We start from the raw sequence: 22437 nt of genomic DNA, 5'->3' as shown, positions 1-22437 counted from the left end.
GGCGGCGCGCGGGGGGGGGGTGGCGGGGGGGGGGGGTGGGGGGGGGGGGTGGGGTGGCGGGGGGGGGGGGGGGGGGGGGGCGCGCCCGCGGGGGGGGGCCCCCCCCCCCCCCCCCCCCCCCCCCCCCGGCTCCTGCCGTCCCGCCCAGGGGCTCCCGGTACGTTCATGTCATGGGATCCACAAGAGCGGACATCCACCACTCCCCCTCGACCTGGCGGCAGGACTGCCCTGCGCCGGCCTCGGCACAACGCGGCGCGCTCGTCGCGGAGACCGCGAAGCGCATCCTCGCCCTGGGGGACGGCCGCCTCCTGGTCGGCATCGACGGCCTGACCGCCGCGGGGAAGACGAGCTTCGGTCATGAACTGGCCGAGTTCGTCGCCGACTCGGGTCGCCCCGTGCTCCGGGCGACGCTCGACGACTTCAAGAACCCGTGGCGGGACCGTCATCTGTACGACCGGGAGTCGGGCGAGGGTTACTACCGCAACGCCTACGACTACGCGTCGGCACGGCGGCTGCTCCTCGACCCCTGCCGGTCGCCGGAGACGGCGTCCTGCGCGCTGTGCGGCATCGATCCGCTGACACAGGTCGACCACTCCGGCGAGCGGGCGCCACTGACACCCGACTCGATACTGATCGTGGACGGCGTCTTCGCCTTCCGGCCCGAGATCGACGACTACTGGGACTTCCGTATCTGGTTGCACGTGGACGAGGAGCTGTCGGTGCGCCGGGGAGGCGAGCGCGACCAGGACTGGGCCGGCTCCGAAGCGGAGTCGATCCACCGGAACCGGTACCTGGTGGCAGAGCGCATCTATCTGGAAGAGGCCGACCCGCTGTCGCGGACGGACGTCGTCATCGACAACTCGGACTTCGAGGCCCCGTACGTCGTCGCGTCGTCCTGAGGCGGGGAGGATCGCACCCCCGTCGAGGCGGCGGGAGAGCGGGGCCGCCCGGTGAGGCGGTCCCCGCATGCGCCTCCCCTACACCTGGTGGCGTACCCACACGTTGGGCTCGACGTACACCGCGTAACCCCGTTCCGCCTCGCAGTGCACGGGCACCAGCGCGCCCGGCACCTCGACCTGGCCCGTGGTGTCGAACGGGAGCCCGGTCCACTTGCGCCACTGCTCCAGCGATCCGGTGACCGTCATCGACGTCGGGGCCACCTTCTCGATGACGCCGCCGGCGCGGACGTGGACGCGCAGCCACGGGTCGTGCGGCAGCCCGTCCGCCTCGCGGGTGCGGTACGCGTACTCGCTCATCAGTGCCGACGGCTCGGCGCTCTTGGCGCTCGGCCGCACCGGCGCGATCAGCTCCCCGAAGCCCCGGCGGCGGGCGTTGTCCCGCATCGCCGCGAGGAGCCGGCCCGATATGCCCTGGCCCTGCTTCTCCTTGGCGACCGTGATCTCGATGGCGCTCATCGTGTCCGGCTTCCGGCCGTGCCGCAGGTCCGAGAAGGCCCACAGCATCACCTGGTCCCAGCCGCCCGCGGGCAGTTCCCTGCGCCCGTCGGTGTCCATGGCCACCGGCACGCTGAACGCCCGCCCGACGACCTTGCCTTCGGCGTCGGCAGCGACGAGCACGTACTCGGGCAGTTCGCCGACGATGCGACCGATGTAGGCCCAGCCGACGGGGTCGTTGACAAGGAAGTCCGCCCAGGTGTCGATCATCTGCCACATGGGGCCCTGCAGTTCCGGCCGCTCGGCCAGCGTCGTGATCTCAAGATCCATGGCGCCAGGCTAACGGCGCTCGCGCCCGGCCCCCAGTGGTTAAACGACCGTCGCCGTTGCGCCCTGTCGCCGCCCCGCAGGCGTCGGGGTCACCCGCCGCACTGGGCGAGCATGATCCGCTTGTCGGCGCTGGTGACCGGCAGCTCGTACTTGACCGCGACCTGCGCGAAGCGCACCGCGTAGGAGCAGCGGACAGGCTTGCTGGGCGGCAGCCAGGAGGCGGGGCCCGAGTCGCTCTTGGCGCTGTTGGCGCGACCTTCGACGGGCAGCAGGTTCAGCGGGTCGTTGGCCAGTCGGCGCCGCTTGGCCTCGTCCCAGCGGGCAGCGCCCATCTGCCAGCTGTACGACAGCGGAACGACATGGTCTATCTGCACCTCGGCGGCGTCCTGCTTGCGCCACTCGATGGTCCTGCCGGTGTACGGGTCGCGGATGGTCATCGCCACGACGACGCAGTCGGAGCCGTCGCGGAAGGCCAGTTCCTTCCCGTCGCGGGCCAGGAGGTCGTTCCTGGTGTCACAGCCGTTCCTGGCCAGAGGCACCCCGTCGGCGGTGTCCATCCAGGCGTAGCCGTACTCGTCGCGGTCGTAACCGGTCCTCGGGCCGCGGCCCTTGGTGGTCACCTCGCCGATCAGCTCGCGGGCGGCCGCCCTCTCCTCCTCGGTGACGAGGGCGGCGAGGCCCGGCTCCGTGCCGCGCGGATTGGCGAGCGGGCTGGTGCCGCCGGCGCCCGGTGCGCCCTGCGAAGGGCCCCCGCCGCCCTCGGCGCCGCCCCCGTCGATGCCGACACCCTCGCAACCGGTCACCAGCACCGCCGCGAGCAGCGCCGCCGCTCCTCCCCCGACCACCCCACGTCTGTTCACGGTCCGTACCGTACTGCCGGACTCAGACCTTGCCGATGCCGAGGGTGTTCTGCCCGGGCAGCAGACCGGTGCCGAGCACCGCGACCCAGTACGGGCCGAGCAGCTCGGACAGGCGCGCCGTGTCGTCGGGACCGAGCGCCGCCCACGGTGCGGCGGCCATCTCGTCCGTACGCCGCTCGACCTCGGCGCGCAGGGCGCGCCCGTCGGTGGTGGCGGTGCCGTCCGCTGCCAGCAGGCCACGTGCCACGAGCCGTTCGCGCGCCGCCGCCCACTCCGCCTCGCTCCAGCCGCGGCTCTCGAACGTCTCGACCGGGGCGGCCCCGACGCCGGCGAAGGAGACCAGTGACTCGACGGGGTCGAGACCGGCCGTGAGCAGTGCGGCGAGGTGGCCGTCGCCGCGGTGCTCGCGCAGCCGGGTGGCGGCCTGCCACAGGACGAGGTGCGGCTCGTCGGCCCAGGGCAGCGCGGCGTTGGCGGCGGCGAGCGGGCGGCCCGCGCACTCCGCGGCCTCCGCGGCACGCCGGGCGAGCTCGGCGGCCTCCGCGAGCTCCTTCGACGCGACGGCGTCACCGAGGACGTCCCGGTACGTCCGGTCGACGGCGCGCAGCCTGGCGGCGAGCACCTCCGCGGGGGACGCCTCGCGCCAGACGCCGGGGATGTACTCCCGCACCATCGCCGGGCTGAAGCTGTAGAACGCCGAGCCGACCTGTGCCGCGCCGGCCTCTCCGAGGGGTGCGGCACGCCAGGCGAAGTAGCTGGGCCAGCGCTCGTCGGTCCGATGGCCCAGCGCGGCGGCCTCCTCGAAGGCCTGCGGCGCGTAGTAGAGCACGGCGTGCAGGGGCTCGAGCAGATGCCACATCTGCCGCACGCGTCCGAGTTCGTCGGTCATGGTCCCGCCTCCATGTCATCTAGACACCGACTAGATTGCCCGCCGATGCCGAACTTGTCAATGCCTAGATTCTGCGTAGCCTTGGGTCATGAGCAGCGAGCGCACCTACCACCACGGTGACCTGCGGCGGGCCGTCCTGACCGCGGCCCTCGACGTCATCCGCACCGAAGGCCCGTCCGCCGTGAGCCTGCGGGACCTCGCCCGCCGCGCGGGCGTCTCCCACGCGGCCCCCGCCCACCACTTCAAGGACCGGACCGGGCTGCTGACGGCCATCGCGGCGGAGGGCCACGAACTGCTGGCCCAGGCCCTGTCCGAGGCCCCGGACCTGCGGGAACGAGGAGTCGCGTACGTCCGCTTCGCGCTCGGTCATCCGGCGCACTTCCAGGTCATGTTCCAGCCCGACCTGTGCCGCGCGGACGACCCCGGGCTGGTGGCGGCCAAGGAACGCGCCTCGGCCGAGCTCCGCGCGGGGATCACCACCCTGGACCCGGCCCCCGACCCACGCACCGCGGGCATCGCGGCCTGGTCCCTGGCCCACGGTTTCGCGACCCTGCTTCTGACCCACAACCTGGACGACCCGGTGGGAGACCGGGACCCCGCCGGTGTCTTCAGGTCGCTCGCCGAGCTGCTCTTCGCCGCCGATGCCGGGCAACTGCCCGGGGAATAGCCGGAGTCGATCTCCGCTTGACGTCCTGCGTGAGCACGTATCCATCGCATCACGCATCAGATGAGAACGCTGAAGAGAACGTCGGCAAGAACTCCGAAGAGAACAAGGGGCGGGGACACATGACAAGGCGTACGGCACCGACGAAGTCGTTACGGCGCACCGGCGTCGCACTGCTGGCCGCGACGACTCTCGTCGTACTTCCGGTCGTCGGCACGCAGGGAGGAGCCGGCACCGCCGTCGCCGCGGCGACGGCGAGCGGCAGCCTTACCTGGCACGGCGGTTGGGCGGCCTCTCCACAACCGCCGACCGCGCCGTTCGCTCCCAACTGGTCGGAGCAGGGCTTCTCGGACCACACGGTCCGGCAGGTCGTCCGGGTGAGCACCGGCGGCACCAAGGCCCGTATCGAGCTGTCGAACCGGTACGGCAGGACGCCGCTGCGGATCACCGGCGCGACGGTCGCCCGCACCGGCGAAGGCGCCACTGTCGAACCCGGCTCGGTCCGCAGGCTGACCTTCGGCAAGGGCGGGTCCGTGACGATCCCGGCCGGCGGCACGGTCCACAGCGACGGTGCGCCGCTCAAGGTCGCGGCCCTGGAGTCGGTGACCGTCACCCTGTACCTGGCGGAGCCGACCGGACCGGCCACCTTCCACTCGTTCGCCTCCGCCACCAGTTACCGGGCGGACGGGGACCACCGCTACGACCGGAGTGGATCGGCGTTCAAGGAGACCAGCGACTCCTGGTACTTCCTCTCCGGCGTCGAGGTGAGCGGCGGGACCACCGCCCGCAGGGACGCCGTCGTCGCCTTCGGCGACTCCATCACCGACGGCGTCGGCTCCGGCCTCGACGCCGACAACCGCTACCCGGACGAGCTGGCCGAGCGGTTCGCGGCCGCGGGCGAGCCCCGCGGCGTCCTCAACCACGGCATCGGCGGCAACCAGGTCACCAACGACACGGTCTGGGCCGGCGAGAAGGGCGTCACCCGTTTCAAGCTCGACGCGCTGAGCGAGCCGAACGTCGGCACGGTCGTCGTCCTCGAGGGCATCAACGACTTCGGCGGCAGCGACTGGGAAGGCTTCCCCGGCGGGCCGACGCCCGAGGTGTCGGTCGAGCGGCTGATCGAGGGGCACCGCTCACTGATCCGCCAGGCACGCGCCAAGGGCATCAAGGTGATCGGCGCGACGCTGACGCCGGTCAAGGGGTCCTCGTACTACACCCCGGTCAACGAGGCCAAGCGCGAGGCGTTCAACCACTGGATCCGTACGTCCGGCGAGTACGACGCCGTGGTCGACTTCGACCGCGCGGTGGCCGACCCCGCCGACCCGGACCGCATCCTCCCCGCCTACGACTCGGGCGACCACCTGCACCCGGGCGACGCGGGGTACCGCGCGATGGCGCAGGCGCTGGACCTCGACGAGTTCTGACCGCGGTTCACCGGCCGGCCGTGCCCCGCCCGGGCACGGCCGGTGCCGTGTCCCGGCAGGGCCACGGCCGGCCGGCGGCGTGTCCGCTACGAGCCGAGGATCGTTGTCAGGAACTCGCCGGTCCACGCCAGCAGCTCGCGGCCCACCACCGGCTTGCCGCCGATCTTGCCGCTCGTCGGCCGCGGCACCAGGATCTGGTGGACGGCCGGCTTGATGACCGTGCGCGGATGGAGCCGCTTGAGGCGCAGTTCCTGCGACTCGCGCAACTCCACCGGTGCGAAGCGGATGTTGGAGCCTTGGAGCACGATCTCGCCGACGCCGCACGCACGGGCGAGCATCCGCAGCCCGGCGACCAGCAGGAGGTTCTCCACGGGCTCCGGCAGCTTGCCGTAGCGGTCGGTGAGTTCCTCGCGGACCGCCTTGATGTCCTCCTCCGTGTTGGCGGAGGCGATCGCCCGGTACGCCTGGAGCCGCAGCCGCTCGCCGGGGGCGTAGTCGTGCGGGACGTGTGCGTCCACGGGGAGCTCGATCTTGACCTCGAGCGGGGGCTCCTCCTCCACGCCGCCCTCCAGCGAGGCGCGGTAGTCGGCGACCGCCTCACCGACCATGCGGACGTACAGGTCGAAGCCGACGCCCGCGATGTGGCCGGACTGTTCGCCGCCGAGCAGGTTGCCGGCGCCGCGGATCTCGAGGTCCTTCATCGCGACGTACATGCCCGCGCCCATCTCGGTGTGCTGGGCGATCGTGGCGAGACGCTCGTGCGCGGTCTCCGTGAGCGGCTTCTCCGGCGGGTAGAGGAAGTAGGCGTACCCCCGCTCCCGGCTCCGGCCGACACGGCCGCGCAGCTGGTGCAGCTGCGAGAGACCGAAGTTGTCGCCGCGCTCCACGATGAGGGTGTTGGCGTTGGCGATGTCGATACCGGACTCGACGATCGTCGTGGAGACCAGCACGTCGAACTTCTTCTCCCAGAAGTCCACGACGACCTGCTCCAGCGCCGACTCCGACATCTGACCGTGCGCGGTGGCGATGCGCGCCTCGGGGACGATCTCGCGCAGCCGCGCCGCGGCCCGGTCGATCGACTCGACGCGGTTGTGGATGTAGAAGACCTGGCCCTCGCGCAGCAGTTCACGCCGCACGGCGGCGCCGATCTGCTTCTCCTCGTACGGTCCGACGAAGGTCAGCACCGGGTGCCGCTCCTCCGGCGGGGTGGTGATCGTCGACATCTCGCGGATGCCGGTCACCGCCATCTCCAGCGTGCGGGGGATGGGTGTGGCGGACATGGTCAGGACGTCCACGTCGGCCCGCAGCTTCTTCAGCTGTTCCTTGTGCTCGACACCGAAGCGCTGCTCCTCGTCGACGATGACGAGGCCCAGATCCTTGAACTTGGTCTCGGAGGAGAAGAGGCGGTGCGTGCCGATCACGATGTCGACAGAGCCGTCCCGCAGCCCCTCGAGCGTCGCCTTCGCGTCGGCGTCCGACTGGAAACGCGACAACGCCCGGGTGACCACGGGGAACTGGGAATACCGCTCGGAGAAGGTGCCGAAGTGCTGCTGGACAAGGAGTGTCGTGGGGACGAGGACGGCGACCTGCTTGCCGTCCTGGACCGCCTTGAAGGCCGCCCTGACCGCGATCTCCGTCTTGCCGTAGCCCACGTCTCCGCAGATCAGCCGGTCCATGGGGACCGTCTTCTCCATGTCCTCCTTGACCTCGGCGATCGTGGAGAGCTGGTCGGGGGTCTCCACATAGGGGAAGGCGTCCTCCAGCTCCCGCTGCCACGGCGTGTCCGGGCCGAAGGCATGGCCGGGGGCGGCCATCCGCGCCGAGTACAGCTTGATCAGGTCCGCGGCGATCTCCTTGACCGCCTTCTTCGCGCGCGCCTTGGTCTTCGTCCAGTCCGCGCCGCCGAGCCGGTGCAGCGTCGGGGCCTCACCGCCCACGTACTTGGTGACCTGCTCCAGCTGGTCGGTGGGGATGTAGAGGCGGTCGCCGGGCTGGCCGCGCTTGGCGGGGGCGTACTCGACGAGCAGGTACTCGCGGGTCGCGCCCTGGACCGTGCGCTGCACCATCTCCAGGTAGCGGCCCACGCCGTGCTGCTCGTGGACGATGTAGTCGCCGGCCTCGAGGGTCAGCGGGTCGATCGTCTTGCGGCGTCTGGTCGGCATCCGCTGGCCGTCCTTGCCGGCCGCCTTCTGGCCGGTCAGGTCGGTCTCGGTGAGGACCGCCAGCTTGAGCGCGGGGTCGATGAAGCCGTAGTCGATGGAACCGCAGGCGACGTGGACGACCGTCGGTGTGATTTCGGCCAGGTCGCCGTCCAGCCGTGCCGCGATGCCCTCGCCGCTCAGCACCTCCACGGTGCGGGAGGCGGGGCCGTGCGCCTCCGTCACGAACACGGTGCGCCAGCCGTCGGCCAGCCAGCCCTTGGTGTCGGCGAGCGCGCGGGCGGTGTCACCGCGATACGCGTCCGGGGCGTGCATGCCGAGCTTGACGGTGTCGTCCTCCTGGTCGGAGACGTCCGCGGCGAACGGGGACACGGACCACCACATCATCCCCAGCTCGCGCGCCCGGTCCCGTACGTCCGCGATGCCCCACAGCGAGGCCGCGCCGACGTCGATCGGTGCCTCTCCCGCCCGTCGCCCACCACCACCCTTGCCGGAGCGGTCTTCGACCGCGCTGGACATCGCGGTGGCGGCCCAGGACGCCTGGAGGAACTCCTGCGACGTCGCCACCAGGTCCGCCGCCCGAGTCCGCACCCGCTCCGGGTCGCACACGACGGCCATCGAGCCCTCGGGCAGCACGTCCAGCAGCAGCTCCATGTCGTCGACGAGGACCGGCGCGAGGGACTCCATGCCCTCCACGGCGATGCCCTCGGCGATCTTGCCGAGCAGTTCGCCCAGCTCGGGGTGGGCCTCCGCGAGGGCCGCGGCCCGCCCGCGCACCTCGGCGGTCAGCAGCAGCTCGCGGCAGGGCGGGGCCCACAGTCCGTGCTCCGCGACCTCCAGGGAGCGCTGGTCGGCGACCTTGAAGTAACGGATCTCCTCGACGTCGTCGCCCCAGAACTCCACCCGAAGGGGGTGCTCCTCGGTCGGCGGGAAGACGTCCAGGATGCCGCCGCGCACGGCGAACTCGCCGCGCTTCTCGACCAGTTCCACCCGCGAGTAGGCGGCCGCGGCCAGCCCTTCCACAACCTCGTTCAGATCGGCCTGCTGCCCGGTGCGCAGCGCCACGGGCTCAAGGTCGCCCAGCCCCTTGACCTGCGGCTGGAGTACGGACCGTACGGGCGCGACCACGACCTGCACGGGCCCTGCCGCCGGGTCGTCGGACGACGGGTGGGCCAGGCGTCGCAGCACGGCGAGGCGGCGGCCGACGGTGTCGGAGCGGGGCGAGAGCCGCTCGTGCGGCAGCGTCTCCCACGCCGGGTACTCGACGACGCCCTCGCCCGGCAGCAGCGACCGCAGGGCGGCGGCCAGGTCCTCGGCCTCCCGGCCGGTGGCGGTGACGGCCAGCACGGTACGGCCGGCGTCGCGGGCCAGGGCGGCCACGGCGAAGGGCCGCGCCGCGGGCGGCCCCACCAGGTCCACGTGCGTACGGCGGCCGTCGCCGGCCGCCTTGACCGCTTCGGCGAGCGCCGGGTCACGTACGACGGCATCGAGCAGACCGTGCAGGCTCATGAAGGGGTTCCGTCCAGGGGGAGCAGGGGGTGGACAACGCGATGCGCCCGACACGTCGTACGGGCCGGGGGTCTCCAGACTACGTCCTGCCGATGTCACTCGCGCGAGCGAAAAGACTCCCTCCGGCGTCCGGCGCTCCCGGCAGCGCGACGGCCCCGGGCGTCCTTGGCGGACGCCCGGGGCCGTTCGGAGTGCGGGTGGGACCGGACCCCCGTACCGGCCCACCGGTGTGCGCTACTCCGTCGCGATCGCGTTCAGGACGTTCATCCGGCCCGCCCGGAAGGCCGGCACCAGGGCCGCGAACAGGCCCACGAACGCCGAGCCCACGAAGACCGTGATGATCGTCGGCCACGGGATCTCCAGGACGCCCAGCCCCTCCAGCGCCAGCAGCTGCTGGGCGGAGGTGCCCCAGCCCATGCCCAGGCCGAGACCGAGCAGGGCTCCGAAGAGAGCGATGACCACCGACTCGAGGCGGATCATCCGGCGCAGCTGGCGGCGCGAGAGGCCGATGGCCCGCATCAGGCCGATCTCCCTCGTCCGCTCGACCACCGACAGGGCCAGGGTGTTCACCACACCGAGGATCGCGACGATGATCGCGAGCGCCAGCAGACCGTAGACGATGTTGAGCAGCTGCCCGATCTGGTCCTTCAGGTCCTGCTTGAAGTCGGTCTGGTTCTGCACCTTGTACTGCGGGTACTCGGCGAGCGACTTCTTCAGCGCGGCGTACGCCTCCTTCTCCTGACCGTCGACCGCCTTCGCGAACATGATCATGTTCTCGGGCATCTTCTCGGCCGGGACGTACTGCGCGGCGGTCGTGATGTTGAGGTACATCGCGCCCTTGTCGACGTTGGTGTCGTCGGACGTGATCGCGGCGATCTTCAGATCGGCGGGGCTGCCGTTCTTGAAGTCGACCTTGATCGTGTCGCCGACCTTCACGCCACGCTTCTCCGCGTAGTCGCTGCCGACGGACATCGCGTCCTTGCCGTACGCGGCCGAGAGCTCACCCGCCACCGTCTCGCGGCGCAGGTCCTGCGCGTACGTGGGGTCCGCGGCGACCAGTTGCAGGTCCTCCGCCGTGCCGTCAGGGGCGGTGATCTTCGCGTCGACACTCTTGTACTCGGTGACGTGCTCGATGCCCGGGGCCTTCTCCAGCGCATCCTGAGCCTGCGGCACGATCGGGCGGCCGTCGTTGCCCGCGGACTGCACGATGAAGTCCGCGCCCACCGACTTGTCGAGCTCCTCCGTCGCCGAGGCCACCATCGAGGAGCCGACCACCGACAGGCACGCCACCAGGGCGAGGCCGATCATCAGGGCGGCGCCGGTCGCTCCCGTACGGCGCGGGTTGCGCAGCGCGTTGCGCTCGGCCATCCGGCCGACGGGGCCGAACATCCGCAGCACCAGGACGCTGATCACCCGCACCACACCGCCCGCCAGGAGCGGGCCGACGACGACGAAGCCGATCAGGGACAGCACCACACCGAGGCCGAGGAACATCGACCCCTCGCTCGCCTTCTCCGCCTGCGTGGCGACCAGCAGAGCCGCGGCGCCGGCGCCGGTGAGGACGAGGCCGATGCCGCCGCGGATCCATCCGGCCCTGCCGTCGGCCGGCATGCCCGAGTCGCGCAGTGCCGCCATGGGCGAGACCTTGCCGGCGCGGCGCGCCGGGATGTAGGCGGCGAGGACGGTGACGACGATGCCGAGCACCATGCCGACCACCGGGGTCGTCCACTTCACGGTCAGGTCGTCGGTGGAGAGGTTCATGCCGACCGCGGACATCATCTTCATCAGCCCCACGGCCAACCCCACACCGGCGCCCACACCGGCGATCGAGCCGACCAGGCCCAGCAGCAGCGCCTCGATGAGCACGGAGCGGTTGACCTGCTTGCGGCTCGACCCGATGGCGCGCATCAGGCCGATCTCCCGGGTGCGCTGGGCGACCAGCATCGAAAAGGTGTTGACGATCAGGAAGATGCCGACGAGGAAGGCGATCCCGGCGAAGCCGAGCATCGCGTACTTCATCACGTCGAGGAACGAGCCGACCTCCTCGCGGCCGGCGTCCGCCGCTTCCTCCGCGGTCTGGAGCTTGTACGGCTGCTCCAGCGCGGAAGCCAGGTTCTTCTTCAGCACCTCGTCGCTGACGCCGTCGTCGGCGACGACCATGACGTTGGTGAACAGGCCCTCTTTGCCCAGCAGTTCACGCTGCGCGGTGGCGGTGTCGTAGAAGACGACGGCGGCACCGGGGTTGGTGACCTTGAAGGACGCGATGCCGGTGATCTTCGCGGTGAAGTCGCCGGTGACGGCGATGGTCCGCAGCTCGTCGCCCAGCTTCAGCTTGTGCTTGTCGGCCGTGTCGGCGTCGACCATGACCTCGGTGGGGCCGCGGGGTGCGTGGCCCGAGGCGATCTCCATCGACTTGAGGTCGTTCTTGGTCCAGTTGGCCGCGATCGTCGGGGCGCCGGTCGTGGAGCCCATGTTCTTGTTCTCGGAGTCGACGACGGTGACGCTCATGCTGGACACGGCGCCCTCGGCGGACTTCACGCCCTCGACCTTGCCGACCTGGTCGACGAGGGAAGCGGGCAGCGTCTCCGGCCTGCCGGTCGCCGGGGCCTCCGTGTCCTCGGCGCCCTTGGGGCTGACGGTCACGTCCGCGGAGGAGACGGCGAAGAGCTTGTCGAACGTGGTGTTCATGGTGTCGGTGAACACGAGCGTGCCCGACACGAAGGCCACCGACAGCAGCACCGCGACGGCCGAGAGGGCCATACGCCCCTTGTGCGCGAAGAAGTTGCGCAGCGAGGTCCTGAAGACGGTCATGACGTCCGCCCGCGCGCGTCGAAGTCCTTCATGCGGTCGAGGACGGCCTCCGCGGTCGGCCGGAGCATCTCGTCGACGATGCGGCCGTCAGCGAGGTACAGGACGCGGTCCGCGTAGGAGGCGGCGACCGGGTCGTGCGTGACCATCACGATGGTCTGGCCCAGCTCGTCGACCGACGTGCGCAGGAAGCCGAGCACTTCGGCGCCCGCCCGCGAGTCCAGGTTCCCGGTGGGCTCGTCACCGAAGATGATCTCGGGCCGGGCGGCGAGGGCACGGGCGACGGCGACGCGCTGCTGCTGGCCGCCGGAGAGCTGGGTGGGCCGGTGCTTGAGGCGTTCGCCCAGTCCGACCGTCTCCACGACCCGGTTCAGCCAGGCGGTGTCGGGCTTACGGCCGGCGATGTCCATGGGGAGCGTGATGTTCTCCAGGGCGTTCAGCGTCGGCAGCAGGTTGAACGCCTGGAAGATGAAGCCGATCCGGTCCCGGCGCAGCTGCGTGAGCTTCTTGTCCTTCAGGCCGGTGATCTCGGTGTCGTCGATGAAGATCTGACCCGAGGTGACGGTGTCGAGACCGGCCAGGCAGTGCATGAGGGTCGACTTGCCGGAGCCGGAGGGGCCCATGATGGCGGTGAACTGCCCGCGGGCGATGTCCACGTCGACGTGGTCGAGCGCGACGACACGGGTCTCCCCCGCGCCGTACGCCTTGACGACCTGCCGCCCCCGTGCGGCGACGGCCGTGCGCCCTCCGGTCTCCCCGGGTGCGGGGGTGGTTACAGCCGTAGTCACGGTAGGTCTCCTAGCTCTGGGGAAATCTGCGGTCCGGTTCCGGCGAACGGTGTCGCCGCGGGTATGTGTCGAGTCTTCCGACGAAAGCGGTCCGGCGCGCTGGTGCGCAGCGCAGTCTTGGTCCGGGGGTTTTCCCCACCCCCGGCCGGAACTGCGCCGACTGCGGGCCTCAGCTGCGGCCGTAAGAACAAGTTAAGGAACGGGACCGGGCCTTCACGTCGTCCGCCGGGACGAACGTCCCCCCGGCAGAAGTAAGGAGGAGCCCCTAGGGGGACTCCACCCACGGGTGGACCCGGTGTACGACGAGACTGCACCCTCCCCCTGCGTCAGCCTCAAGTGAGAAGGTGTCCCCGGAAATAGATGCATGCGGAAAGGACTTGGGGCAGCGATGGGGAGCACCGGCCGCACGGAACGCCTGTCCGGAGCCGAGGCGGGCGCGGCCGCACCCCGCGGGCGGGCCCCGGTCGTCGCGGCGCTCATGCTGGGCATGGCGCTGGCCGCGCTCGACGGGACGGTCGTCTCCACCGCCGTGCCGCAGATCGTCGGCGACCTGGGCGGCTTCGCCGTCTTCTCCTGGCTCTTCTCCGGCTACCTCCTCGCCGTCACCGTCACCCTCCCCGTCTACGGCAAGCTCTCCGACACCTTCGGCCGCAAGCCCGTCCTCATCGCCGGCATCATCCTGTTCCTGCTGGGCTCCCTGCTGTGCGCCGTCGCATGGAACATGGCCGCGCTCATCGCCTTCCGCGTCGTCCAGGGCCTCGGCGGCGGGGCGCTCCAGGGCACGGTGCAGACCATCGCCGCCGACCTCTACCCGCTGAAGGAACGCCCCAGGATCCAGGCCCGGCTGTCGACGGTCTGGGCGACGGCCGCGGTGGCGGGTCCCGCGGTCGGCGGGCTGCTCGCCGGTTACGCGGACTGGCGCTGGATCTTCCTCGTCAACCTGCCGGTCGGCGCGGTCGCGCTCTTCCTCGTCGCCCGCTACTTCGTGGAGCCGGCCCGTCCGGCTCCCGTGACCCGTCCCCGCGTCGACTGGGCGGGGGCGGTGTGCGTCTTCGCCACGGGCGCGCTGCTCCTCACCGCCCTCGTCCAGGGAGGTACCGCGTGGCCCTGGCTCTCCGCACCCTCGCTGGCGCTGTTCGGTGGGGGCGCCGCCCTCGTCGCGGTCACCGTCGTCGTCGAGCGCCGCGCGGCGGAACCGATCATCCCGGGGTGGGTCTGGCGTCGCCGTACCATCGCCGCGGTCAATCTGGCGCTCGGCGCGCTGGGCCTGCTGATGGTCGCCCCGACCGTCTTCCTCCCCACCTACGCCCAGTCCGTGCTCGGCCTCGGCCCGATCGCCGCCGGCTTCGTCCTGTCGGTGATGACCCTGAGCTGGCCGGTCAGCGCCGCCCTGTCCGACCGGGTCTACAACCGCATCGGGTTCCGGCTGACGGCGATCATCGGCATCTCCGCGGCCATGCTCGTGCTGCTGTCCTTCCCGCTGCTGCCGTTCCCCGGCGAGCCGTGGCAGCCGGCTCTCGCGATGCTGCTGCTCGGCGCGGCCCTCGGCCTGTTCCAACTCCCCCTGATCGTCGGTGTGCAGTCCACCGTCGGCTGGTCGGAGCGCGGCACGACGACCGCGTCCGTCCTCTTCTGCCGCCAGGTCGGCCAGTCCATGGGCGCTGCCCTCTTCGGCGCGGTCGCCAACGCGGTCCTGCTCTCCCGCCTCGGCGGCGGCAGCCTCGACTCGGTGTCGCACGCCCTGGAGAACCCGGCCACGCTGACGACCGACGCCGCCGACGGCCTGCGGCGGGCGGTGGACGCGGCGGTCGACCACGTCTACCTGGGGGCGGCGGCCGCGGCGGGGGCCGCGCTGCTGGTCCTGGTCCTCGTGGCGCCGAAGCGGTTCCCGGTCCGGACGGAGCCGACGGACTGACGCGCCGGCGTCAGGGGGCCTCGAACCGCCCGTCGGCGACCGCGCGTACGAAGCGGTCCAGCACCGGTCAATCCGCCTGGGGCGGGAAAAGCGCTGCCATGCCGTCGATCGACTCAGGGCCGTAGCCGACGGAGCCGACCGGCACGCGGGACTTGGTGGCCTCGATGACCTTGGCCGTCCACACGGGGCCGAAGCCGCCGCACAGTTCGATGAGCTGGATGCCCTCGTCGACCAGGGCCGCAGCGACCTCGGGCGCCCGGGACGGGTCCGCCATGCCGACCATGACGGCACGGAAACCGTCACGCTCGATCACGGACCTGTCCCGCTCGGGGTCGAGCCCACGCCCGGTGAAGAGGAATCCGAATGCGTCGAGTGCCACGTTCATCGCTCCTTAGATCTGCTGGGGCAACCGGGCCCGGCGGCGCGTCAGAACCCGGGTCTTACTGCCGTCGTCCTCGGTGATCTCGCGGACATACTCGAAACCGATCTTGTCCAGCACGGCCGGTGAAGCCTTGTTCGACGCGGCCACGGTCGCGTGCACCTCGGTCAGTCCGAGGGTGCCGAAACCGTGGGCGACGATTGCCTTCGCCACCTCCACCCCCAGGCCGGACCCCCACACCTCAGGGGCCAAGGCATAAATGATTGCTTCGGCAGAGGGACCGTCACGCATCCATCGGGACACCCGCGCGTCCTGGAACAGAGCGACGAAGCCGTCCTCGTCCTCAGGGACGTACCGCTCAAGGACCAGCCGCTCGGTACGCAGAGTCGAAGTCACGAACGGCGACGCTACTCAGGCGACACAAAGGCGGCAAACAACTTTCCGCATCCACCGGGGCCACGGGCGATTTCCGGCCATCCAGGACAAGGGCGATCTATCGGCCGGTGTTACCGCCGGTCCGTTCGCTCCCGCACAGGATCGTCACCGAACTGACATACCAGTTGGTCGGGAAGGTCTTACGTCATCGCCCTACCCGTGAGTAACGTACGCGGACCACCAGCGCCACCCGCCCACCCGCAAGGGCGGCAAGGAGCAAGACGATGTCGTACCACCACCAGCTCTTCCCTGATCCGCCGCCGCAACCACGGGTCCCCGGCCGGCACCGCCAGGAGGCGGCGGACCCGGCATGGGGCTTCGAACCGCAGCCCTGGGACCGGCCGCAGGGCCCGCAGCACCACCAGGCCGACGACGGGCACGGCCGCGAACTGCAAAGCCTGGGATCGGCCTACCGCAGGCTGCGGCGCGTCTCGACGTTCACCGCCCTCGGCTACTTCGTCCTCTTCCTGCTCCTGTCCGCCTACGCCCCCTCGATGATGACCGGCGAGGTCAGCGGCGGCCTCACGACCGGACTGGTGCTGGGACTCGTCCAACTGCCCGTGGCGCTCGCCGCGATCGCCGTCTACGAGCGGATCGCCCGCACGCGCGTGGACCCGCTGGTCACCTCGGTCAGGGAACGCTCCGGGCGGACGGCCCCGCACGGCGGACGGCCGCCGATGGGAGGTGCGCGCGCATGAACGGGTTCAGCTCCGAGGCCCAGACCATGTCCCTCATGGCGTTCATCGCCGTCATCACGGTGACGCTGCTGCTGTGCGTGATGACCGGACCCGACCGGGACGACCTCGGCGAGTTCTACACCGGCTACCGCTCCCTGTCCCCCATGCAGAGCGGACTCGCCATCGCGGGCGACTACATCTCCGCCGGAACCGTGCTCGGCACCATCGGCATCATCGCGCTCCTCGGGTACGACGGCATGACGCTCACCCTGAGCACCGTGCTGTCGCTGGTCCTGATGATGTTCCTGCTCGCCGAACCCCTGCGCAACGCGGGCCGGTTCACCATGGGCGACGTCTTCGACCGCCGCGCCCCGGGCCCCGTCGTACGGATCACCGTCGCGGCCGTCACCCTCGCCGCGTTGCTGCCGCTGGTCATCTTCCAGCTGGCGGGCGCGGGCGACCTGCTGGCCGTCGTCCTCGGCTTCCACGCCGACGGCTTCAAGACCGGGTCGATCGTGTTCCTCGGACTGCTGATGATCACGTACGCGGCGATCGGCGGCATGAAGGGCACCGCCTTCATCCAGATCGTCAAGACCGTCGTGCTGCTCGGCGCGGCCACCGTCATCGCCGTACTGATCCTCGACCGCTTCGACTTCAGCCCGCCCGCGCTGCTCGACGCCGCCAAGGAAGGCAGCGGGCTGAAGGACGCGTACCTCACCCCCGGGCTCCAGTTCGCCGGCGACGAGATCGACATGATCAGCACCCAGTTGACCGTCGTGCTCGGCGCGGCGGTGCTGCCCCACATCACGATGCGCATGTTCACCGCCCGCAACGCGAGGGCCGTGCGACGCTCCATGTCCTGGGCCGTGTCGATCGTGGTCGTCACCTGCCTGCTGATCGCCGTGATCGGCTTCGGCGCCGCCGCGCTCGTCGGGCACAAGGAACTCGCCGCCGGGGACCCGCAGGGCAAGACCGCGTTCCTGATGGTCACCCAGGCCGTCCTGGGCCCCGACCCGAACACCGTCGAGACGCTGGTCTTCACGGCCGTGGCCACCGCGATCTTCCTCACGCTGCTCGCCTCGGTCGCCGGAATCACCCTGGCGTGCGCCAACACCCTGGCCCACGACCTGATCGCGCACGGACTGCGTGATGCCCGGCTCACCGACCGCGCCGAGATGGCCATCGCCAGGTCCGCCGCGGCGGGCGTCGGCCTCGTCGCCATCGCGATCGCCGCCGGCGCCAGGCACCTGAACCTCCAGGCGCTGCTGACCCTGTCCTTCTGCATCGGCGCGTCCGCCGTCGCACCCGCCCTCGTCTACACCCTCTTCTGGCGCCGCTACACCCGTACGGGGCTGCTCGCCACGCTCATCGTGGGAACCGTCTCCGCGCTCGTCCTGACGAGCGGGAGCAACCTGGTGTCCGGATCACCGCAGTCCGTCTTCCCCGACCAGGACTTCAACTGGTTCCCGTACACCACGGCCGGCCTGGTCTCCATCCCGCTCGGCTTCCTCGCCGGCTGGCTCGCGACCGTCCTCCACGACAACGACGCGGCGATCCAGCGCCGCCGCTACGAGGACCTGGAACCGACGATCCTCGCGGGGACGCCGACGAACTCCTGACCTGCACGCACGAACGAGGGCGCCCGGTCCGTGAACCACGGACCGGGCGCCCTGGCATGTCGTCCGGCGCGGCCTACAGGAGGCCGTCCCACATCTGCTCGAGGAGCACCGACCACCAGCTCTCCGGCGACGACAGCGCCGCCGGGTCCAGGGCCGCCAGTTGGGCCTGGAAGTCGACCGTCCAGCGGCCCGCCTGCTCCGGGGTGAGGCCGAAGCGCAGCCGCCACATGCGGCCGAGCAGCGCCAGGCAGCGCACGAACTCGGGCAGGCCCGTGTTCACGAACTGCGGGGCCACTGGCTGGCCGCCCGGACCGGACTCCACCGGCACCGCCACGATGTGCGCCGTGCCGTACTGGACGCAGATCGCACGGCCGAAGTCGCTGCCGATCACCAGGTACGAACCGGCGTCGGACGCCGGCTGCACCTGGCGCTGGGCGGCGAGCTCCGCCAGCGTCGGCACCACCGGCTGGGCCGGCTGGGCCCAGAAGAACGGGTTGAAGTCGCCCGGCAGACCCGCCCACACCAGGGTCGCCGCCACGACCTCCGGCACACCCTGACGCGACACGGCCCGCTGGTCGAACCGGCACAGACCCTGCGGCCCGAACGCGCCCGCCAGTTCCTGCGCCACGCCCTCCGGCGGGATCGGCGGCGCCGGCGGCACCTGCGGCAGCGGGGCGCGCACCGGCGCGGGACGGGCGGGCCCGTCCGCGACCTGATGCAACTCACCCTGGTGGGCGAGCAGTTGCCGCATGCCCTGCTGACGCGAGGCATGGTCCCTGCCGTACGGGGCGATCGACGTGATCCGCGCCTGCGGCCATGTCTCGCGGATCATCCGGGCACAGTACGCACCCGGCAGCTCGCACGACTCCAGCTCCGTGTGCAGTTCCAGCACCTGCTGCGGCGGCACGTTCATCGCGCGCAGCTCGTGCAGGATCTGCCACTCCGGGTGCGGGGTGCCCGGCGCGGAGCGGCGGATCAGCTGGGCCTCCGAGCCGTCGGGCGCGCGGTAGCGCAGGACGGCCTGGTAGCCGGGGCCGACCGTCGGCACACCGGTGGGCTGCTGCGGGTAGCCGTACGGCGGACGACCGCCGCCCATCGGCGGCTGCGGCGCGTTCGGCACCGGGCCGGGAGCGCCGGGAGGACCGGGCGGGCCGGGAGGCTGCGGGGCCCCCGGACCCATCTGCGCGGGACCGGCCAGCATCGTCGCCGCGTGATGCACCCCACCACCAGGAGGCGGCGTCGAACCGGGAGGCGGCGTCGAACCGGGGGGCGGCGGCGAGCCGGGCGGGCCGGGAGGCTGCGGGGCCCCCGGACCCATCTGCGCGGGACCGGCCAGCATCGTCGCCGCGTGATGCACCCCACCGCCGGGAGGCGGCGTCGAACCGGGAGGCGCCGGCGGACCGGGAGGCGGCGGCGTGGAACCCGGCGGCCGCGGCGGGCCGGGAGGCTGCGGGGCCCCCGGACCCATCTGCGCGGGACCGGCCAGCATCGTCGCGGCCTGGTGCACCCCGCCACCGGGAGGCGGCGTCGAACCAGGAGGCGCCGGCGGACCGGGAGGGCCGGGAGGCTGCGGGCCCTCGGGGCCGAGCTGCGAGACGAGTTGGGTGGGCAGGTAGCCGCCCGCCGGGGCGCCGGGCGCGCCCGGACCCGACGGCGGCGGCGTCGCGCCGGCACCCGGCCGTGCGCCGGGGGTGCCGGGAGCACCGGGCGGCGGCGGGGTCGTCGACCCCGTACCGCCGCGCGCGCCGCGCGGCGGCAGGACGGCCTTGCTCGTCGCCGCGTCCGCTATGTCGGCGGCACCGGCGCCCGGGGCGGGCGGCGGCGTCTGCTGCTGCGGCGACCGCGGCGGCTCCGACTGCGGCTGCGGCTGCGGGCCGAGTCCCGGCACGATCGCGGTCCTCGGCAGCTGACTGCCGCCCGACATCAGCGCCGTGGGCGCGTCGGCCCCGACGGGCGGCGGTGTGCTGCTGTCGTCCAGCGAGACCGGGGGCGCGAACACGGTGGCCGGCAGCGGCACGGACGCGTCGTCAGGACCCGCGGAACTGGTGTCCGTCCAGCCGGTGCCGCCGGACGGCGTGGCGGGCACCCCGTCGGACGCCGTCGGCTCGTAGTCCGCCGCCGGGGCGCTCGGCCACGCGGATCCGCCCCGCGACGCGTCCGCACCCGGCGACGAACCGGCCTCCGGCCAGCCGGACCCGGCCGAGGACGACGCGGACGCGGCGGAAGAAGAAGAGGACGAGGAGGCGGACGAGGGCGACGAGGACAGAGAGGAGGCAGCCGAACTGCCCGTCGCCTGCGACGCGTTGCCCCCGATCGAACCCTGCCCGTCGGACGCCCCGGCAGCGGGGGCCGGCGACTCGTCCACGCCGGAGGCGGGAGCAGCGGCGGCAGCAGCGGGAACCACGGGCTCGGCCGGAGCCGAGGAATCCGACGACGAACGCCGGTCGGGGATACCCATCCTGTCCGCCGCGTCCTGGAGCCACTCGGGCGGGCTCAACAGGAACGACGTCTGGTTCAGATCGATCCGCTGCGGCGCTTGCGGCGCCGGATCCTGCGGGGCGTCCTGGGTGCCCCCGTACTCCTCCTCGTACCGGCGGATCACCTCACCGACCGGCAGCCCCGGCCACAGCGTCGCCTCACCGCTGTCCCTGGCGATCACCAGCCGCTGGCGGCCGCCGTCGGAACGGGCCCCCTGCTCACGGTCCTCCGCCCATACGACGAATCCGAGGTCGAACTCCCGGACCCGCACCTCACGGTGCTGGTACGCGGGCACGTCGCCGTTGACCCACTCCTCGGCGCGCTCCTGCGCCTGCGCGAACGTCACCACCGGTCGATCACCCCTCGCCCGAAACGGGAACGGCACGCGCGAAGCCGCCGTCCACCATCAGATTCGCCACGGTCTCCAGCTCCGGCGGATTGCCCGCGAGCCGCTGCAGGAACGCGTCGAAGTCCTCGCCGCAGGGCAGCAGCAGCCTCTCCACGCGTTCCTGCACGTTCCACCCGTCCTGGTCGCGGGCGTCGTCGTACGCGCAGAACCACACCGAACCGATGTCCGTGCCCCGCACCTTCAGCGCGAGGATCCCGCCCTGGACGAACGCGACGCCCAGGTAGTCCTTGGTCAGGTGGTCGCGCAAGCACTTGTTGACGTACACCAGGTCGTTGACCGCGGCCTCTTCGCGCACCGTGAAGAACGGCTGGTCCACCAGCACACCCAGCTCCGCGTCGAGCGCCGCGCCGACCGGGGCGGAGCCGCCCGCGGCCTTGAGGAAGGAGCGGTACGCGCCGGGCAGGCGGTAACCGAGATCCTCCTCGACGTGCCGCAACTGCTGCTCGGTCACCGACAGGGCGCCCTTCGGCAGGCCGAAGTGGGCGGGCCGCGTCTCCTGGAGCGGGCGCGTCCCCCGCTTGGAGTGGTCCACGGCCGCCGTCGTCAGACCGCCGTGATGCCGCAGCAGCGCCTTCACCTCGACGGGCACGAGTTCCAGCCGCCGCGAGTTCGGTACGTGGTGCCACGTCCAGCCGTGGGGCGTCGCGACCGCCGGGACCGTGTCCCACAGGGGGTGCCCTTGCGCGGCCAGAGCGGCGTTCGCGGAGACGAAGTCCGTGAGGCGCAACTCGTCCACGCCGAAACCCTCAGGAGGCTCGGCGATCTCCGCGGCCGCGCGGGCGTACGGCGAGAAGTCCGGGTATCCCCCGTCGTCGACCCGCACCCCTCTGGGGTGACGGGAAGCACGGACCGGGTCCGGGAAGTGCACGACCTGCCCGGCGTAGGCCGCATTCGGTGGCGCGGTGCCCGCACCGGCCCGGGGGCCCGTAGCTGCCCCCAGGCCTTGCCGACCTGTCGTCATGGCGTTCTGCCCCCTGCTGGCTTCTGGCTGGTTCAGCACAGCCTAAGCGGTGCGGCAATAGTGGCTGCCTGGCCTCCGGTTCCGTAACGAAGAGTCACTTTCGAGTGACCCAAAGGCCATGGGACGACACCACGGCGACACGTTTCAGCGACCCAGCTTCCTTACCAGCCACCCCATTTGGCAGGCTGTCTACCGCACCACGGGGGAGTGCACGGGAGGGACGGCAACACCATGCACACAGCGCAACCAAGCACATCGGGTGATCCACGCCTCAGCTGGAGCGCCGACGGGTCCGGGCGGGCGCCCGGACTGCGGCACCGCCGTGACGGAATCCTGCCCGCCGTGGCGGCCGCACTCTCCGTGCGCGGTGAGACGCTCACATGCACGGCGGGGAAAGGCGACCAGCCGCCGGTCCTCCACCCACTCGTACAGGATTTCCTCGACACCCTCACGAGTGGCCAGCGCGAACGCTTCACAGGGCGCTGCCCGGAGGCGATCCTGCTCTCCCGCCATCTCACCGCCGCCGAGACCCAACGCTCCAAGCGCGCCCAGCGCAAGCCCCTCACCCATGGCGAGGCTCGGCGCGCGCTCAAGCATGCCAAGCTCACCGCACGCCGCATCCGCGAGGACGGCGACCCCCTGCACGGCAGCTACGCCCCGCCCTGCCGGTCGTGCACCGCGATGCTCGACCACTTCGGCGTACGCCCTGTCGCCCCGACCGCACCCGAGAACGGCTGAC

Annotated in this window: 17 protein-coding genes; 7 read left to right on the top strand and 10 right to left on the bottom strand. The window is 71.8% G+C overall.

Translation table 11 applies throughout. From position 1 onward, the window contains the following. Positions 1-170: 170 nt before the first annotated feature. Positions 171-899 (top strand): uridine kinase, encoded by a 729-nt coding sequence (locus ACIPJI_RS17330; protein ID WP_356618394.1) that lies wholly within the window; start codon positions 171-173, stop codon positions 897-899. 78 nt (positions 900-977) lie between these two features. On the opposite strand, the gene ACIPJI_RS17325 is transcribed toward ACIPJI_RS17330, so the two are convergent. The 3 genes from ACIPJI_RS17325 to ACIPJI_RS17315 all read right to left on the bottom strand — a co-directional run bounded on the left by ACIPJI_RS17325 (position 978) and on the right by ACIPJI_RS17315 (position 3473). Beyond that, a complete protein-coding gene (locus tag ACIPJI_RS17325; RefSeq protein ID WP_402247065.1) occupies positions 978-1724 on the bottom strand; it encodes an N-acetyltransferase in 747 nt (248 codons plus the stop codon). A gap of 89 nt (positions 1725-1813) precedes the next feature. Beyond that, positions 1814-2584 carry an HNH endonuclease family protein gene (locus ACIPJI_RS17320; protein ID WP_356618398.1) on the bottom strand — a complete coding sequence of 257 codons (771 nt, stop codon included), beginning with the start codon at positions 2582-2584 and terminating at the stop codon, positions 1814-1816. Between the two features lie 22 nt (positions 2585-2606). Then, positions 2607-3473: an SCO6745 family protein gene (locus ACIPJI_RS17315; protein WP_356618399.1), complete on the bottom strand. Its 867-nt coding sequence runs from the start codon at positions 3471-3473 to the stop codon at positions 2607-2609. An 88-nt stretch (positions 3474-3561) separates the two neighbouring features. Here ACIPJI_RS17315 and ACIPJI_RS17310 point away from each other — a divergent pair, with 88 nt between their 5' ends. Both ACIPJI_RS17310 and ACIPJI_RS17305 read left to right on the top strand, forming a co-directional pair. Then, entirely contained in the window at positions 3562-4140 is a 579-nt protein-coding gene (locus ACIPJI_RS17310; RefSeq protein ID WP_356618401.1) for a TetR/AcrR family transcriptional regulator, read from the top strand. A gap of 119 nt (positions 4141-4259) precedes the next feature. Then, complete coding sequence (locus ACIPJI_RS17305) at positions 4260-5561, top strand: SGNH/GDSL hydrolase family protein (RefSeq protein WP_402247062.1); 1302 nt, start codon at positions 4260-4262, stop codon at positions 5559-5561. A gap of 86 nt (positions 5562-5647) precedes the next feature. Here ACIPJI_RS17305 and mfd read toward each other — a convergent pair whose 3' ends face one another. The 3 genes from mfd to ACIPJI_RS17290 form a co-directional block, all read right to left on the bottom strand. Further along, entirely contained in the window at positions 5648-9229 is a 3582-nt protein-coding gene (mfd, locus tag ACIPJI_RS17300) for a transcription-repair coupling factor (RefSeq protein WP_356618405.1), read from the bottom strand. A 234-nt stretch (positions 9230-9463) separates the two neighbouring features. Further along, positions 9464-12040 (bottom strand): ABC transporter permease, encoded by a 2577-nt coding sequence (locus ACIPJI_RS17295; RefSeq protein ID WP_402247060.1) that lies wholly within the window; start codon positions 12038-12040, stop codon positions 9464-9466. Continuing rightward, positions 12037-12825, bottom strand: a complete 789-nt coding sequence (locus tag ACIPJI_RS17290) for an ABC transporter ATP-binding protein (protein ID WP_307706817.1) — start codon at positions 12823-12825, stop codon at positions 12037-12039. The genes ACIPJI_RS17295 and ACIPJI_RS17290 overlap by 4 nt, the downstream gene beginning before the upstream one ends. A gap of 388 nt (positions 12826-13213) precedes the next feature. Here ACIPJI_RS17290 and ACIPJI_RS17285 point away from each other — a divergent pair, with 388 nt between their 5' ends. Then, positions 13214-14740: an MFS transporter gene (locus ACIPJI_RS17285; protein WP_356618409.1), complete on the top strand. Its 1527-nt coding sequence runs from the start codon at positions 13214-13216 to the stop codon at positions 14738-14740. A gap of 67 nt (positions 14741-14807) precedes the next feature. Here the strand turns inward: ACIPJI_RS17285 and ACIPJI_RS17280 are convergent, their stop codons facing one another. Then, positions 14808-15119 carry a DUF6506 family protein gene (locus ACIPJI_RS17280; protein ID WP_307706819.1) on the bottom strand — a complete coding sequence of 104 codons (312 nt, stop codon included), beginning with the start codon at positions 15117-15119 and terminating at the stop codon, positions 14808-14810. 12 nt (positions 15120-15131) lie between these two features. Then, complete coding sequence (locus ACIPJI_RS17275) at positions 15132-15515, bottom strand: GNAT family N-acetyltransferase (protein ID WP_402247057.1); 384 nt, start codon at positions 15513-15515, stop codon at positions 15132-15134. A gap of 263 nt (positions 15516-15778) precedes the next feature. Between ACIPJI_RS17275 and ACIPJI_RS17270 the strand changes: the two genes are divergently transcribed. Then, positions 15779-16252, top strand: coding sequence for a DUF485 domain-containing protein (locus ACIPJI_RS17270; RefSeq protein ID WP_402247055.1), 474 nt, complete (start codon positions 15779-15781; stop codon positions 16250-16252). After that, positions 16249-17850 (top strand): cation acetate symporter, encoded by a 1602-nt coding sequence (locus tag ACIPJI_RS17265; protein WP_356618415.1) that lies wholly within the window; start codon positions 16249-16251, stop codon positions 17848-17850. Before ACIPJI_RS17270 ends, ACIPJI_RS17265 begins: the two co-directional genes overlap by 4 nt. A 73-nt stretch (positions 17851-17923) precedes the next feature. On the opposite strand, the gene ACIPJI_RS17260 is transcribed toward ACIPJI_RS17265, so the two are convergent. Beyond that, on the bottom strand, positions 17924-20677 hold the full coding sequence (locus ACIPJI_RS17260) for an SUKH-4 family immunity protein (protein ID WP_402247053.1): 2754 nt from the start codon (positions 20675-20677) through the stop codon (positions 17924-17926). A 7-nt stretch (positions 20678-20684) separates the two neighbouring features. Continuing rightward, entirely contained in the window at positions 20685-21698 is a 1014-nt protein-coding gene (locus tag ACIPJI_RS17255) for an HNH endonuclease (RefSeq protein WP_402247051.1), read from the bottom strand. 231 nt (positions 21699-21929) lie between these two features. Here ACIPJI_RS17255 and ACIPJI_RS17250 point away from each other — a divergent pair, with 231 nt between their 5' ends. After that, a complete protein-coding gene (locus ACIPJI_RS17250) occupies positions 21930-22436 on the top strand; it encodes a YwqJ-related putative deaminase (RefSeq protein ID WP_037774454.1) in 507 nt (168 codons plus the stop codon). Position 22437 lies beyond the last annotated feature (1 nt).

The organism is Streptomyces sp. NPDC086835 (assembly GCF_044745705.1).
GTDB lineage: Bacteria > Actinomycetota > Actinomycetes > Streptomycetales > Streptomycetaceae > Streptomyces.
The sequence above is the reverse complement of the archived record's forward strand: the minus strand, read 5'-3'. Positions and strand labels throughout refer to the sequence as shown.

Bases quoted from the DNA above. Each gene is read 5' to 3' on its own strand.
- ACIPJI_RS17330 (WP_356618394.1), top strand. From the start codon at position 171: ATGGGATCCACAAGAGCGGACATCCACCACTCCCCCTCGACCTGGCGG.
- ACIPJI_RS17325 (WP_402247065.1), bottom strand. From the start codon at position 1,724: ATGGATCTTGAGATCACGACGCTGGCCGAGCGGCCGGAACTGCAGGGC.
- ACIPJI_RS17315 (WP_356618399.1), bottom strand. From the start codon at position 3,473: ATGACCGACGAACTCGGACGCGTGCGGCAGATGTGGCATCTGCTCGAG.
- ACIPJI_RS17310 (WP_356618401.1), top strand. From the start codon at position 3,562: ATGAGCAGCGAGCGCACCTACCACCACGGTGACCTGCGGCGGGCCGTC.
- ACIPJI_RS17305 (WP_402247062.1), top strand. From the start codon at position 4,260: ATGACAAGGCGTACGGCACCGACGAAGTCGTTACGGCGCACCGGCGTC.
- mfd (WP_356618405.1), bottom strand. From the start codon at position 9,229: ATGAGCCTGCACGGTCTGCTCGATGCCGTCGTACGTGACCCGGCGCTC.
- ACIPJI_RS17295 (WP_402247060.1), bottom strand. From the start codon at position 12,040: ATGACCGTCTTCAGGACCTCGCTGCGCAACTTCTTCGCGCACAAGGGG.
- ACIPJI_RS17285 (WP_356618409.1), top strand. From the start codon at position 13,214: ATGGGGAGCACCGGCCGCACGGAACGCCTGTCCGGAGCCGAGGCGGGC.
- ACIPJI_RS17270 (WP_402247055.1), top strand. From the start codon at position 15,779: ATGTCGTACCACCACCAGCTCTTCCCTGATCCGCCGCCGCAACCACGG.
- ACIPJI_RS17265 (WP_356618415.1), top strand. From the start codon at position 16,249: ATGAACGGGTTCAGCTCCGAGGCCCAGACCATGTCCCTCATGGCGTTC.
- ACIPJI_RS17255 (WP_402247051.1), bottom strand. From the start codon at position 21,698: ATGACGACAGGTCGGCAAGGCCTGGGGGCAGCTACGGGCCCCCGGGCC.
- ACIPJI_RS17250 (WP_037774454.1), top strand. From the start codon at position 21,930: ATGCACACAGCGCAACCAAGCACATCGGGTGATCCACGCCTCAGCTGG.